Annotated in this window: 13 protein-coding genes; 5 read left to right on the forward strand and 8 right to left on the reverse strand. The window is 72.0% G+C overall.

The window, feature by feature from the left end:
- Positions 1-74: 74 nt before the first annotated feature.
- Positions 75-341, forward strand: a complete 267-nt coding sequence (locus AB0J86_RS01320; RefSeq protein ID WP_363850644.1) for a hypothetical protein — start codon at positions 75-77, stop codon at positions 339-341.
- A 91-nt stretch (positions 342-432) separates the two neighbouring features.
- Here the strand turns inward: AB0J86_RS01320 and AB0J86_RS01325 are convergent, their stop codons facing one another.
- Positions 433-2568, reverse strand: a complete 2136-nt coding sequence (locus AB0J86_RS01325) for an MMPL family transporter (RefSeq protein ID WP_363850647.1) — start codon at positions 2566-2568, stop codon at positions 433-435.
- 102 nt (positions 2569-2670) lie between these two features.
- On the opposite strand from AB0J86_RS01325, the gene AB0J86_RS01330 reads away from it, so the two are divergent.
- Complete coding sequence (locus AB0J86_RS01330) at positions 2671-3327, forward strand: TetR family transcriptional regulator (protein WP_363850650.1); 657 nt, start codon at positions 2671-2673, stop codon at positions 3325-3327.
- 168 nt (positions 3328-3495) lie between these two features.
- On the opposite strand, the gene AB0J86_RS01335 is transcribed toward AB0J86_RS01330, so the two are convergent.
- On the reverse strand, positions 3496-3705 hold the full coding sequence (locus tag AB0J86_RS01335; RefSeq protein WP_007073996.1) for a BldC family transcriptional regulator: 210 nt from the start codon (positions 3703-3705) through the stop codon (positions 3496-3498).
- A gap of 275 nt (positions 3706-3980) precedes the next feature.
- Entirely contained in the window at positions 3981-4820 is an 840-nt protein-coding gene (locus tag AB0J86_RS01340) for a hypothetical protein (protein WP_363850653.1), read from the reverse strand.
- A 276-nt stretch (positions 4821-5096) separates the two neighbouring features.
- On the opposite strand from AB0J86_RS01340, the gene AB0J86_RS01345 reads away from it, so the two are divergent.
- Positions 5097-6179 (forward strand): Glu/Leu/Phe/Val dehydrogenase, encoded by a 1083-nt coding sequence (locus AB0J86_RS01345; protein WP_363850656.1) that lies wholly within the window; start codon positions 5097-5099, stop codon positions 6177-6179.
- A 396-nt stretch (positions 6180-6575) separates the two neighbouring features.
- Positions 6576-6794, forward strand: coding sequence for a DUF3073 domain-containing protein (locus AB0J86_RS01350; protein ID WP_363850658.1), 219 nt, complete (start codon positions 6576-6578; stop codon positions 6792-6794).
- Positions 6795-7083: 289 nt separating this feature from the next.
- Here AB0J86_RS01350 and amcA read toward each other — a convergent pair whose 3' ends face one another.
- The 5 genes from amcA to AB0J86_RS01375 all read right to left on the reverse strand — a co-directional run bounded on the left by amcA (position 7084) and on the right by AB0J86_RS01375 (position 11982).
- On the reverse strand, positions 7084-7332 hold the full coding sequence (gene amcA, locus AB0J86_RS01355) for a multiple cyclophane-containing RiPP AmcA (protein WP_363850661.1): 249 nt from the start codon (positions 7330-7332) through the stop codon (positions 7084-7086).
- Positions 7301-8404: a cyclophane-forming radical SAM peptide maturase AmcB gene (gene amcB, locus AB0J86_RS01360; RefSeq protein ID WP_363850664.1), complete on the reverse strand. Its 1104-nt coding sequence runs from the start codon at positions 8402-8404 to the stop codon at positions 7301-7303. Before amcB ends, amcA begins: the two co-directional genes overlap by 32 nt.
- Before the next feature lie 131 nt (positions 8405-8535).
- A complete protein-coding gene (gene purM / locus AB0J86_RS01365; RefSeq protein ID WP_363850667.1) occupies positions 8536-9693 on the reverse strand; it encodes a phosphoribosylformylglycinamidine cyclo-ligase in 1158 nt (385 codons plus the stop codon).
- Positions 9694-9831: 138 nt separating this feature from the next.
- On the reverse strand, positions 9832-11406 hold the full coding sequence (gene purF, locus AB0J86_RS01370; protein ID WP_363850670.1) for an amidophosphoribosyltransferase: 1575 nt from the start codon (positions 11404-11406) through the stop codon (positions 9832-9834).
- A gap of 159 nt (positions 11407-11565) precedes the next feature.
- A complete protein-coding gene (locus AB0J86_RS01375) occupies positions 11566-11982 on the reverse strand; it encodes a sterol carrier family protein (RefSeq protein WP_363850672.1) in 417 nt (138 codons plus the stop codon).
- Between the two features lie 156 nt (positions 11983-12138).
- Between AB0J86_RS01375 and AB0J86_RS01380 the strand changes: the two genes are divergently transcribed.
- The gene (locus AB0J86_RS01380) at positions 12139-14139 is read left to right on the forward strand and encodes a hypothetical protein (RefSeq protein WP_363850675.1); all 2001 of its coding nucleotides are present in this window, start codon (positions 12139-12141) and stop codon (positions 14137-14139) included.
- Positions 14140-14514: the final 375 nt, after the last annotated feature.

Consider the following 14514-nt stretch of genomic DNA (forward strand, 5'->3'; position numbering starts at 1 on the left):
GTATTGCCGTGGTCCAATCCCGGGTAATCGCAACTCCAGCAAGGCTTCGACCGACGACAGAAGGGCTTCACCTCATGAGCGAGGTTCAGGACACCGTGGAGTCGCAGGAGACCGTCGACACCCGGGGCGACGAGCGGATCGAGCTGCTGCGGGCGGACGCCAACAACGACGGCAAGACCGACGTGTGGGTGGTCGACACCGACGGTGACGGCAAGGCCGATCTGTTCCAGTTCGACACGACCGGCGACGGCACCGTGGACGTCACGATGGTCGACCGCGACGAGGACGGCAAGCCGGAGGAGGTCGTCGACGGGGACGGCGGCCACCCGCCGGTCGCCTGAGGCCGGCCACCGCCGAGGGGTTCCGCGCCGGGTACGGCCCGGGGCCCCTCGCCGGTGCGGGCGAGGGGCCCCGGGGCCGGACCGGCATCGCTCAGACGGCGGTGCGCTCCAGTTCGGCGGGGACGGGCTCGCCGGCGCGGGCGCGGGTGCCCGGCCACCAGGCGGCCCGGCCGGCGAGCGCGGTCACCGCCGGTACGAGCAGGATCGACACCACGAACGCGACCAGCGCGATGCCGAGCGTGACCGCGAACCCGATCTCCACGAAGAACGGCACGCCGGAGACGAGCAGCGCGCCGAAGGTACCGGCCAGGATCAGCGCGGCCGCCGCCACCGACGGGCCGGCGTGCTCGACCGCCAGCGCCGCCGCGTCCCGGGCCGACCGGCCCTCCCGGATCTCCTCCCGCAGCCGCGCGGTGACCAGGATGTTGTAGTCCGTGCCGATGGCGGTGACGAAGAGGTACAGGATGATCGGGATGATGAACGAGAGTCCGTTGCGGCCGAGCCCGCCCTGGAAGAGCAGCGCGGTGGCGCCGAGCGTGGCGACGAAGCCGAGGACCACCATCGCCACCAGGTAGACCGGGGCGAGCGCCGCGCGGAGCAGGCCGACGAGGATGAGTACGAAGAGGATGCCGGCGACCGGGAAGATGACCCGCAGGTCGCGTTCGGTGGTGTCCCGCACGTCGGCATAGGCCATGCTCTGCCCGCCGACCAGTACCGTCGTCCCGGCGGGGGCCGCGGCCCGGGCGGCGTCGCGCAGCGGTCCGGAGACCAGGTCGAGCGCCTTCGGCTCGAACGGCGGCTCGGCGAGGACCAGCGGCACGTTGACGGTACGGCCGTCGGCGGAGGTCCGCACCGGCAGCGGCGAGGCCACCCCCGGCACCCCGCGCAGGGTCTGCACGTACCCGCCGATCTCGGCCTCGCTCAGCGGCCGGTCGCCGCTCAGGTAGACGTTGGTGGGTTGCAGCGCCCCGGGCGGGAAGCCCTGCTGCAGGTCGTCGAAGGCCCGGGTGGCCTCGGTGTCCGGCGGGAGCTGCCCGATCGGGTCGTAGTCGGCCTTGACCGTGAGCGCGCCGGCGCCCAACGCGCCGAGCAGCACCAGCGCGCCCGCGATGACCGCCACCGGGCGGCGCGCCACCAGGGCGCCGACGGCGGCGAACCGGGTACGCGCGGGAGCCTGGTCGGCCTTGCGGGAGGGCCAGAAGACCCGGCGGCCGAGCAGCGCCACGATCGCCGGTACGAGGGTGAGGGCGGCGAGCAGCATCACCGCGACGCCGATGGCGAGCCCCGGGCCGAGGGTGGTGAAGAAGCCGAGGGTGGCCAGGACCAGCGCGCCGAAGGCGGCGATCACCGCGAACGCGGCCGAGAAGATCGCCTCACCGACCCGGTCGACCGCCGCCACGATCGCCTCGGCCGGGGTGTCGCCGGTACGCAGCCGCTCCCGGTAGCGGAAGAGCAGGAAGAGGATGTAGTCGGTGCCGATGCCGAAGAGCACGACGGTGAGCAGGATCGGCATTTCCTGGCCGATCTCGAAGTCGAAGACGGTGGCCGCGGCGGCGACCAGGGCGGTGGAGACGCCGAAAACGAGCCCGACGGCGAGGAGCGGGAGCAGCGCCGCGATCGGGCTACGAAAGATCAGCAACAGCAGGACGACGATCAGGCCGACCGTGGCGATGGTGACGATCTTCTCGGCGTCGGCGAACGACTGCTTGTTGTCCAGCACGATCGCGGCCTCGCCGGTCACCCCGGCCCGCAGCCCCGTCCCGTCGAGCGCGCCGGTGACCTGGGTGCGCAGCCCGCGTACGGCGTCCTGCACCCGCTGCTCCTCGGGCGCGCCGGTGAACTGGGCGGCGAGCAGCGCGACCCGGCGGTTCGGGGCGGCCTGCTGCTGGGGGTCGAAGAGGACCCCGGCGGTGGCCGGCGCCTTCTCGGCGTTGAGCCGTTGGGTGATCCCGCCGAGCCGGGCCACGTCGGCGTCGCCGAGGGCGGCGCCGTCGGCGCGTTCGACCACGATCACCGCGCTGGCGCCGTTCGCCTCGGGGAACGCCCGCTCGGCGAGCGCGGCGGCGCGGGCGGACTCCTTGTCGGACGGCAGGAACGCGGACTGGTCGGAGTTGGTCACCGAGCCGAGGCTCGGCGCGGTCAGGATGATCGCCGCGGCGGCCACCAGCCAGCCGAGGATCACCAACCACGGTCTGCGGACGACGACGCGCCCGATGGCTGCGAACATCTGCCCCTCCCCAAGGCGATGCGGCATGGCATCAAGCGCCAACTGGCATTCCATGCCACATGACAGATGATGCCAGTTCTAGGTTCGTGCCACGATGTGGGGGTGACGACGTCGGACCTCGGGATTCTCGGCGAGCCGCCAGCGGGCCGCCGGGAGCGCAAGAAGCAGGAGACCCGGGCGGCGCTGGAGCAGGCCGCGCTGCGGCTCTTCGCGGAGAAGGGCTACGAGCAGACCACGGTCGACGAGATCGCCGCCGAGGCGGACGTGGCGGTACGCACCTTCTTCCGGTACTTCTCGTCGAAGCAGCACGTGCTCTTCGGCGACGTCGGCCACCAGCGGATCAACCATCTCTGCACCGCGCTGGCCGCCGCGCCGACCGGTACGCCTCCGCTGGAGGCGGTGCGGGCCGTGCTCGACGCGCTCGACCTCGACCGGGACGAGCAGGAGCAGCTCAACCAGCGGCTGCGGCTACTCAAGGAGCAGCCGGCGCTGGTCGGCATGTACCTGATGCTCAACCACCAACTCCGCCAGACGCTGGTGGACTTCGTGGCGCACCGTACCGGGCTGCCGAGCACGGACCCGTACCCGCTGCTGGTCGCCGGTGCGGCGGTGACCTCGTGGGACGTGGCGCTGCACGTCTGGCTGGCCGGGGAGAACTCCCGCTCGATGGCGGAGCTGCGGCGCGCGGCCTTCGCGGCGCTCACGGCCGGCATACCGGCCGAGCCGCCGTTCCCGCCGGCCGGAGAAGAACCGGCCTGAACGACGGCCCGCGGCCGGAGAACCGGCCTGAACGACGGCCGCCGGCCGTTTCCTCAGCGGGCCGGGAGCCGCGGGGCGACGCCGGGAACGAAATCGGGGCGGAACCCGTACGGATGGTCCGTACGACTTCCGCCCCCGACTCGGAGCTTGTTCGCCGCTGACTGTCGATCAGTCGCCCTGGCGCTGCTGGGGAATCTGCCCCTGCAGCAGAGCGCGAACTTCCGATTCCCGGTATCGGCGGTGGCCACCCAGCGTCCGGATTGCGCTGAGCTTGCCCGCCTTCGCCCACCGGGTCACGGTCTTCGGGTCGACACGGAACATCGACGCGACCTCGGCCGGTGTGAGTAGCGGCTCGGGTTCGTGCGTACGCGATGCCATCGGTCACTCCTCCACAGGTACCTATAGACATCGGCCGGGGTCCCGCCGGCCGACGCGTCTCCCATCGTCCGGCTAGTCCCCGATGTCCGACATGGGCCGAACGGCCTAACGTCCCTGGATGGACGGATGAACCAAGACCGATTTATACGGCTTTTCTATGCCAGAAAGTGGCTTATTCGGACTCATACTCACGCTTCGTGACGCAATAGCTACGAATAGCCTTCATGTTGGTAGCGCTCCCAACCAGGACATACGTAGCCGATCCGGTGTCCGGATCAGTTGCAGCGTTCGAGCAACTGCACTGCTCGCCAGCGCGCGACCAGCTTCTCGTACGCCTCGGTCGCCCCCTCGGCGTCGCCGCGCGCGAGCGCCGCGAGGCCGCCGGCGACCAACGCGGGCGAGTCGTCCTCGGCGAGCGTCTCGTCGGGCAGCAGATCGACCAGTCCGCCGTAGTCCAGCTCGACCACCGAGCGCGGATGGAACTCCTCCAGCCACCGGGCGCCCTCCTCGACCGCCTCGGTGATCGGCGCGTCCCCGACCGACTTGCGCAGCACCGACAGCCCACGGGAGGCGCGCCGCCGCGCCTTGGAGATCTCGGTGCGGTATCGCAGCACGCGACGACCCGGCCGGGTGGTGAACTCGCGCTCCTGGGCGTCGATGAAGACGAACCAGCGCAGCGGTACGCCCCAGGTGGCGATCTGCTCGTGCACCCGCGGCACCCCGTGCTCCAGCACCCGGGCCCCGCTGCGCCAGTCCTCCACCACCGCCTTGGCCTGGCCGGCGAGGACCGGCGGCACGAAGGCGTCCGCGAGGACCGACGGCACCCCGTCCCGGGCGCTCAGCGCCGCCTCGGCCACCCGGATCCGCAGGTTCCACGGGCAGACCAGCAGCGTGTCGTCGGCCTCCAGGACGTACGCCTCGTCCGGCAGGTCGGGCAGGCGCGTCCAGCCCGCCCCGAGCGCCTCGATCACGGCCGTACGCTGGCGGCCCGGACCCTCCAGCGGCGCGACGGCCCGGCCCTCCCGGACGTACCGGCGCCAGAAGAGCTGACGATCCCGGTCGAAGGCGGTCAACGGCTCGTACACCCGCAGGTATGAAGCGAAGAGCGACGGCACGGCGCGATCCTCCCACGAAACGGAACCTCGCTTTCGTCAGCATCTCCGATCGGCGCCGATGTCGGTGGTCGGGAGTCCGAGGTACGACGTCACGGCGCCGGGCTTGCGGGGGTTTCTCCCGGCTCGCCCGCCGGAAGTTCCAGCTTCTGGTCCACCGTCGGCCGGCCTCGGCATCCCGACCGGTGCGCTACTAGGCTCGGCTGCACACCGGCGTCACCCCGCCGGCCACCGCAGGGCCGCGTCCCACAAGGACGCACACCGACCTCAGGAGCAGTGATGGGCGTATTCGCCAGCACCGACGACCAGGAGACGAGCGGACACGAGCAGGTCGTCTTCTGCCAGGACAAGCAGACCGGCCTCAAGGCGATCATCGCGATCTACTCGACCGCGCTCGGCCCCGCCCTCGGCGGTACCCGCTTCTACCCGTACGCGAGCGAGGACGACGCCCTGCGCGACGTGCTCGACCTCTCCCGCGGGATGGCGTACAAGAACGCGCTCGCCGGGCTCGACCTCGGCGGCGGCAAGGCAGTCATCTGGGGCGACCCGGAGCAGATCAAGTCCGAGGCGCTGCTGCGGGCGTACGGCCGCTTCGTCGAGTCGCTGGGCGGCCGCTACTACACCGCCTGCGACGTCGGCACCTACGTGCCGGACATGGACGTGATCGCCCGGGAGACGCGCTACGTCACGGGCCGCAGCGTGGAGCACGGCGGCGCCGGCGACTCGTCGATCCTGACCGCCTGGGGCGTCTTCCAGGGCATGCGGGCCGCGGCCGAGCACCTCTGGGGCTCGCCGACGCTGGCCGGACGCCGGGTCGGCGTGGCCGGCCTCGGCAAGGTCGGCAAGTACCTCACCGGCCACCTGCTGGACGACGGCGCGTCGGTGGTCGCCACCGACGTGAACCCGGCGGCGCTGGAGTGGGCGCGCGCCACGTACCCGCAGGTCGACCTGGTCGAGGACGCGGACGCGCTGGTCGCCTCCGACATCGACGTGTACGCGCCGTGCGCGCTGGGCGGGGCCCTGAACGACGACACCGTGCCGGCGCTGCGCGCCAAGATCGTCGCGGGCGCGGCGAACAACCAGCTCGCCCACCCCGGCATCGAGAAGGTGCTGGCCGACCGGGGCATCCTCTACGCGCCGGACTACCTGGTCAACTCGGGCGGCGTGATCCAGGTCGCGGACGAGATCGAGGGCTTCAACTTCGACCGGGCGAAGCTGCGCGCCACCCGCATCTACGACGTCACGCGGCAGATCCTCCAGCTCGCCGACGACGAGGGCGTACCGCCGGCGGTCGCCGCCGACCGGCTCGCCGAGCGCCGGATGGCCGAGATCGGTCGGCTCCGCGGTATCCACCTACGCTGAGTTACCGCGCTCGCGCGCTTCGCGGCGCCCGAGGGCGATCGTCCTTCGCCTGCGGGGCGCGACCGCTTCGCGGCGCGTTCCTCGGCTCCAGGACGACGCCGGCGCCGCTACGCGCGCTCGCTGGTGACGTTTCGATCCGACTGGGGCGGGTAGGGTCCGATCGACCCACCCGCCGCGGTTCGCGACGAACCGCCCGTCACGACCGATCTGCCTATACGGTCCTTACCCGCTACAATTCGTAGTGGCCGGATCACTTGCGACGCGCGGGTACGGCCAGCGGTAACCCGAGGTGCCGAACCTGGGCATCCCCATGTACCGTAAGAGCCACGAGAGATGCCTGACGTCATCGGGGCCCGCCTTCGGGCTGCCCCGAATTCTGTGCGAGGGGGTCGAGCCATGGGGCGCGGCCGTGCTAAGGCCAAGCAGACAAAGGTGGCCCGGGAGTTGAAGTATCACTCCCCGAACACCGACCTCGCCGCCTTGCAGCGAGAACTCGGCGGCAGCGGCAAGTCGGACCACGACTTCGACGACGACTACAAGGACTACGTCGACGACGATGACGAGGACCACGACGTGGACGACGACCCAGACAGCTGGGGACGCCGAGCCCGCTGACCTCCGGTCACATCTGAGCACGCGGTACCGTCCGCGTGCTCAGGTGTGTGCGCACGGGTGTTGATCCCACCGCCCCCGACCCGGGGCGCGCGCCGGTAACCCCGCGCGACGGGACGACAGCCCGGCCGGGTGGCGCAGCACACGTCGACCACGCGACACAACGTCGACCGTGCCGTCGCGGCGATGCCGCGACGGCCGTCCCGGGCCGTTGCCCCCATCGCGATGCGGGCTACCCCGACACCCGGACGGCGCCCACGGCCACCGTCGGATCGACGTCACCGCCCCGCGCTCAGCGGGGCCGGTTGTTCCAGTTGTAGAACGTCGGGATGTTCTCGAAGTGGTTCCAGGCGCAGACCGCGCCCGCCCCTTCCCCCGCCGCGCCGACCTCGGCCCGCCGCCGCCGTGCGTCCTCCGCCTCGCGCAGCAGCTCGGTCAGCCCGCGCCGGGCGTGCCGTACCCGCTCGGCGACCGCGTCCCGGGACGGCACCCCGTCGCTCTCGGATCGGTCAACTCGCCGCGCACTCGTAGCCTCGGGCATGGTCCAGCACTCCCTCCAGTAGGCGGATCTTGCTGTTACGGCAGTGGTTGGTCTCCGTACCATCAAAACGCCCATGCTCGAAGTAACGGTTGGCCGCGTGACCGCCGCCGCAGAACCCGAAGTACGGGCAGCGGCTCCGGCAGGCCTCCACCCCGGCGAGGAACTCGCTCACCCAGGGCGTCTCGGCGGCCGTGGCCAGCACCTCCGGCAGCGGTGTCGTCAGCACGTTACCGCTGCTGAAGTCGCCGTACCGCCGATCGGAGAAGCCGGCCAGCTCGGGCGAGAGCAAGATCACCGAGCCGTCGTGACCGACCGTCGGGATCGGGTCGAGCCGGCGGGGCAGCAGCTGGTCGGCGGTGTCGTCGAGGACCGCCGCGGCGTACCGCAGCGACCACTCGACCTCGCGCAGGTGGATCCGGGGGTCGCGGCGCCAGGCCGCCACCAGCTCGGCCCAGAAGCCCGTCACCGCCCCGACCGGATGGGCGTTCACCCGCGTGTTGACGCCCTCCATCTCCTCGATGTTGATGCCGAGCACGTCGCAGCCGAGGCCCAGGAAGTAGTCGTAGAGCTCGCTGGCGAGTCCCGGCTCCGGCCGGGTCACCACGCAGAGCGCGGAGAACGGGATGCCGTTGCGGCGCAGCGCCTCGACGCCACGCATGATCCGCTCATACGCCGGGCGGTCGCCGCGGGTCCGCCGCTCGGCGTTGCGGCTCGCCGGCCCGTCGACGCTGACGCTGACCCGCATCCGGTGCGCGAGGAAGAACTCGCACCAGGCGTCGTCGATCAGTGTCGCGTTGGTCTGCACGTGGTGCTCGACCGTGGCGTCGAAGGGGGCCAGCAGGGCGGCCAGGTGCTCGCGCCCGGCCGCCAAGGGCTCACCGCCGTGCCAGACCACCGAGAAGCGCCCGGCCCGCGCCCACCCGTTCACGGCCTCGGCCACCGCCGCCGCGACCGGAACGGACATGCGCCGGTCCGTCGACCGCAGCGGCAGGTAGCAGTAGACGCAGTCGAGGTTGCAGAGCGTGGTCGGCTGCATGACCACGTAGCCGGGGACGGTGGCGATACCCCGCATTCCGGATATCGGTCGTTCTGGGGCAGCCATCCTGGCCCTCCTCCCCGTACCTGAGGGTGTCCCTCAGGCTAGGTCGCGACGGCCACTCGGGTAAGCCCTGATCAGGTGAGCGGTCGATCACCGCATCGTGATCAACCCCGGGTGTACTGGCCGATCATCTGCACCTCTCCGGTGCCCTCGATAACCTCTCCGACCTGCCACGCGTCGACCCCGCGCCCGGCCAGGCAGGCCAGCGCGCGGTCCGCGTCCTCGGCCGAGACGATGGCGAACATGCCCACCCCCATGTTGAAGGTGGACTCCATCTCCGAGTCGTCGATCCGACCCTTCGCCTGCACCAGATCGAAGATCGGCTGCGGCTTCCAGGTCGAACGGTTCACCACGGCGTCCACGTGGTCAGGCAGGATCCGGACCAGGTTGCCCGGGATCCCGCCGCCGGTGACGTGCGCCAGCGCGCGCACCTCGGCCTCGGCGATCAGCTTCAGGCAGTCCTGCGCGTAGATCTTGGTGGGGGTGAGCAGCTCCTCGCCGAGGGTGCGCTGCCGGCCGAAGTCCTCGATCACGGTGTCCAGCCGCATCCGGCCGGCGCCCAGCAACACGTGCCGGACCAGGGAGTAGCCGTTCGAGTGCAGCCCGGACGAGCGCATCGCGATCACCACGTCGCCGACCTCGACCCGCTCCGGGGTGAGGATCTCGCTCTCCTCCACCACGCCGACGCCGGTGGCCGAGACGTCGTACTCGTCCGGCTTCAGCACCCCCGGGTGCTCGGCCGTCTCGCCGCCGAGCAGCGCGCAGCCGGCGTACCGGCAGCCGTCGGCGATGCCCGCGCCGATCTCGGCCACCCGGTCCGGTACCACCTCGCCGCAGGCGATGTAGTCGAGCAGGAAGAGCGGCTCGGCGCCGCAGGCGACCAGGTCGTCCACGACCATCGCGACCAGGTCGATGCCGACCGTGTCGTGGATGTCGAGCTGCTGGGCGATGACCAGCTTGGTGCCGACCCCGTCGGTGGAGGAGGCGAGGATCGGCTTGCGGTACTTGGTGGTGTCGAGCCGGAACAGGCCGGCGAAGCCGCCCAGATCGCCCATCACCTCGGGCCGCCGGGTCCCCTTGACCTTCGACTTGAGCAGCTCGACCGCCCGCTCACCCGCGTGGATCGAGACGCCCGCGTCCGCGTACGAGACGCTGCGTTTGCGGCCGGAGCGGCCAGCGCGGCCCGACCCGGCCGTCCACGGCTGGCGTTCGCCGCCGGACGACCCGCTGCCTCCGCTGCTGCGCTCAGTCACGTGCGTCACGGTTCTCCCCTTAGTGTTTCCCGCGGTTGGCCGCGTCGGGTAGCGGTCGAGGGTCGCTCGACTGTCTGTGGCGATCCCCGCCCGGTCGTGGAACCGGGCCGGGCTCGTGGCCCACGGCATGGGCCGCACCGGTCGGTGCTATTGGCGATGGCTCGGGTGCGCGCCGCCCGGGCTGGCGGCGACCGGATGGTTGTCTGGTCCGGGAAGCTCCGTCCCGGTGCCTTGCGGGCGCTCCGCGTCCGGCGACTGGCCGGCGACGCGGCGACCCACACCTTCGAGTACGTGCTTACCGATCAGGTTCCCGGCTGGCAACCCGATCGGGTATTCCCCATCGAAGCACGCCCGGCAGAGCCGCGTCTTCGGCTGCTCGGTCGCCGCGATCAAGCCGGAAAGCGAGACGTAACCCAGCGTGTCGGCGCCGATGGACCGGCGGATCCCCTCGTTGTCCAGCCCGTTGGCGAGCAGCTCGGCCCGGGTGGCGAAGTCGATGCCGTAGAAGCACGGCCAGCTGACCGGCGGGGAGGAGATGCGTACGTGCACCTCCAGCGCGCCTGCCTCGCGCAGCATCCGGACGATGGCGCGCTGCGTGTTGCCCCGCACGATCGAGTCGTCGACCACCACGAGCCGCTTGCCACGTACGTTCTCGCGCAGCGGGTTCAGCTTGAGCCGGATGCCGAGCTGGCGCAGCGTCTGCGAGGGCTGGATGAAGGTGCGGCCGACGTAGGCGTTCTTCATCAGCCCGGCGCCATAGGTGATCCCCGACTCCTCGGCGTAGCCGATCGCGGCCGGCGTGCCGGACTCCGGCACCGGGATCACGAGATCCGCCTCGACCGGGTGCTCCTTGGCCAGCTGGCGGCCGATCTGCACCCGGGCGGCGTGCACGTTGCGCCCGGCGATGGTGGCGTCCGGGCGGGCGATGTAGACGTACTCGAAGAGGCAGCCCTTCGGGTCCGGTACCGCGAACCGGGCCGAGCGGAGGCCGTCCTCGTCGATCGCGAGCAGCTCGCCGGGCTCGATCTCGCGCACCACGCTGGCGCCGACGATGTCCAGGGCGGCGGTCTCGCTCGCCACCACCCAGCCGCGCTCCAGCCGGCCGAGCACCAGCGGCCGTACGCCGTACGGGTCGCGGGCCGCGTAGAGGGTGGTCTCGTCCATGAAGACGAAGCTGAATGCGCCGCGCAGCGTCGGCAGCACCTCCAGCGCGGCCGCCTCGACCGAGAGATCCGGCCGGCTGGCCAGCAGCGCCGTCACGAGGGCCGTGTCGGAGGTCGAGCCGTCCGGGTCCATGCCGCGCGCGGCGGCCTCCCGCCCGAGTTCGGCGCTGTTGACCAGGTTGCCGTTGTGGGCCAGCGCGATCGTGGTGCCGGCGGTGGTGGCGCGGATGGTCGGCTGGGCGTTCTCCCAGGTCGAACCGCCGGTCGTGGAGTAGCGGGTGTGCCCGATCGCGAGGTGGCCGCGCAGGCTGGCCAGCGTGGGCTCGTCGAAGACCTGGGCGACCAGACCGAGATCCTTGTAGACCACGACGCTGGAACCGTCGCTGACCGCGATCCCGGCCGCCTCCTGCCCCCGGTGCTGGAGGGCATAAAGACCGAAATACGTGAGCTTCGCCACTTCCTCGCCCGGAGCCCAGACGCCGAACACGCCGCACTCGTCCTGCGGGCCGGGCTGTTGCGGGTCCAGGTCGTGGCTCAACCGCCCGTCACCTCGGGGCACCTGCCGCTCCCTCATGCTGTTCGGCTCAGATTCAACTGACTACTGGGGGTTCATCTGGGCTACTGGGGTTCTAGCTGCTGGTGAACGCACACGTCCGTCGCGCAACAGTGTACGCGAGCCGCAGACTTACACCGAGAGCCACCTTTACGTAGCGCACCGTCACTCGGAGTCGCGGGTCGGACCGGCGCGACCGGTTCCGTCGGTCGAGTGGCCGGTCCCGTCGGTCAGCGGGAGGTACGCGGCGAGGTCGGCGCGGATGCCGCTGACCCGTACCCGACCCGAGGCGACCGCGTCCGCCCAGGCCAGCCGCGCGGTGGCCAGCCGGACCCAGGTGACGGGGTCTGTTTCGACGACGTTCGGTGGCGTACCGCGGGTGTGTCGTGGCCCGGCGACGCACTGAACCGCACCGTAAGGTGGAACCCGCACCTCCACCGATCGGCCCGGCGCGCGCCGGGTCAGCTCCGTAAGCAGGGCACGGACCGCGTCCCGCAGCAGCTTGACCTCGGGGGCACCCCCCGAGTCGAGCACCGCCAGCACGGCGTCGAGAGCTGAGGACTTATTGTGCGGAGAGGACACATCCGGACGATACGACTCGCAGGTGTGGCAATTGGCGCTGCCCCTGGGTCGCGCGGATCCGTCCGGACAAGGCATAGTTGCCGACGGTGTACTCGTACGGTAGTGATTTCCGGCCACAGAAGCGTAGCCGGAAATCCAGCCCGGAAGGCGGTGGACGTGGCAACACACCGAAAAGCCTGGCGGCAGCGGGCCGGTGTGGTCGTAGCGCTGGCTGCTAGCGCCCTACTCGCCGTACCGGCCACACCAGCGATGGCCGCGCCCAGCATCACTGATGTCTCGGCCTCACCGAGCCAGGTGGAGTTCGGCGGGACGGTCGAGGTGAGCTACACCGTCGACGCCGACGGCGGATCGCCCGACATCTCGGTCAGCTCCAGCAACTCGAAGCTGGCTTGCACCGCCAGATGTCAGGTCCAGTCGGCTGGCTCGGGCACGAAGACCGCGACCTTCAAATACAGCACGGCGGCCAGCTCCAACGAGACCGCCACCATCACCGTCAAGGCAGAGGGCCTCCTCGGCGGCCCTCCGAAAACCGCGACGGTGACGCTAATCGCCAAGCAGCAGGCGCCGCAGACGGTGGCCGAGGTGTCGGGCAAGGTGGTCGACTCGTCCGGTGCGGCGGTCTCCGGCGCCAGCGTGGCGCTCAACGACGGCCAACACCAGCCGATCCTCATGACCACGGGTGGCAGCGGCACCTTCAAGTTCACCGGCACCGCCAGCAACCCGATCTCGCCAGGACAACTCGTGATCGGCGCGCGGAAGGGCAGCAGCCCGACCAAGAGCCTCCAGATCAACGCGAACGCCGGGCAACGGATCACCGGCCAGGTGATCCGGCTGGCCATCTCGCCCTCCCCGTCCGCCTCGGCCGCCGCGACGGAGGACGAGGTCGTCCCGACCGAGGACGAGGCCCTCCCGTCGGACGACGGCTCGGCGGCCGACGGCGCCACCCCCTCCGCCGGCGCGCAGACCCCGGCGAGCAACGAGGGCTCCGGCGGCATGGCCTGGCTGCTCATCGTCCTCGGCGGCCTGCTGGTCGCGCTCGGTGTCGGCGCCATCGTCCTGCTCTGGATGCGCCGCAAGGAGAACAACGAGGACGACGACGAGGACGACGACGACGGCAACAACGCTGGTGGTGGCGGCGGCCGTGGCTACCGGGGCGGCGACGCCACCCGGGTGGCGAACCGGGCCGGCGCGGGTGCCGACGCCACCATGGTCGCCGGGCCGTCGCTGGCCGACGCGCCGACGATGATGCACAACCGCCCGCTCGTCGACGACGAGTTCCCCGACCCGTACGGCGCGCCGCTGCCGCCCCAGGGCGGTCCGCAGGGGCCGGCGTACGGCGGCGCCCAGCAGGGCGGCTGGGACGACGGCGGGTACGGCAACGCCGGCGCCCCCACCCAGCCCGACTACGCCGCCGGCGGCGGCTACGGCAATGCGCCCTCCTCCGGCGGCCCGTACGGCAACGCGCCGGGCTCCGGGGCCGGCTACGGCGCCCCGGGCGGCGGCTACGGCAACGCGCCCTCCTCCGGCGGCCCGTACGGCAACGCGCCGGGCTCGGGCGCCGGCTACGGCGGCGGCCGGGACTACGGCGCACCCGCCGGGGCGGCCTCGGGCGGCTACCCGGGTGGCGGCGCCGGCGGCGGGTACGGCGACCAGCGGTACGACGAGCCCACCGGCCGCTACACCGGCGGCGGCGCGGAGGAGTACGCGCCTCCGGCCGACCCGTACGAGACCAGCTACGGCCAGCCCGGATCGTCGCGCGGCTACGGCGACGCCGGCAGCGGCGGCGGTGGGTACGACCAGCCCAACGCGGGCGGCGGCTACGGCCAGCAGGGCGGCGGCGGGTACGGCGGCGCGCCGAGTGCCGGCGGCGGCTACGAGGCCGGCGACGGGTACGGCCAGCAGGGCGGCGGCGGGTACGGCGACCAGCGGTACGACCAGCCCAGCGCCGGCGGCGGGTACGACGCCCAGGGCGGCGGCTACGGCCGGGTCCCCGAGCAGCGTGGCGACGGCTACGGGCAGCAGGGCGGGGGCGGGTACGGCCAGCAGGGCGGCGGCTACTACGACGACCAGCGGGATGCCGACGACCGGACCCGGGTCGACGGGCCACCGCCGCAGAGCCGCTCCGGCCGGCGTACCGTCGACTGGCTGGACGACTGAACACTCGCGCGAACAGAACCTCCGATGGGGTGACCGGGCTTTCCGGTCACCCCATCGCCGTCTCGGCCGCCGTGCGGTGGCGGGTCGTCCCGGCAACCGGTGGCGGTCCGGCCGGGTGTGGTCCGGAGCCGGTCGGGCCGCACGACCACGCGGTGGTGCTGAACCCGAACCACCAGGCCGCCGACCGCGCGGCCCCGGTCGTGCCCCGGGTCGTGGCCGAGGCGCTGCCGGCACGGGCCGCCGGAACTGGCAGCTTCTCCCCGTCCACCCGGGCCGGCGCGTCGGTAGCTTTCCTCCGGACCCGGCTGCCCCGGCCGGTCGGTCCCGGGTGGACCGTCCACCGTGGCGCGCCGGTCAGACAGGGGGAGGCGAGAC

This window comes from Micromonospora sp. NPDC049559, from assembly GCF_040676675.1.
Taxonomy (GTDB): Bacteria; Actinomycetota; Actinomycetes; order Mycobacteriales; family Micromonosporaceae; genus JBFAPK01.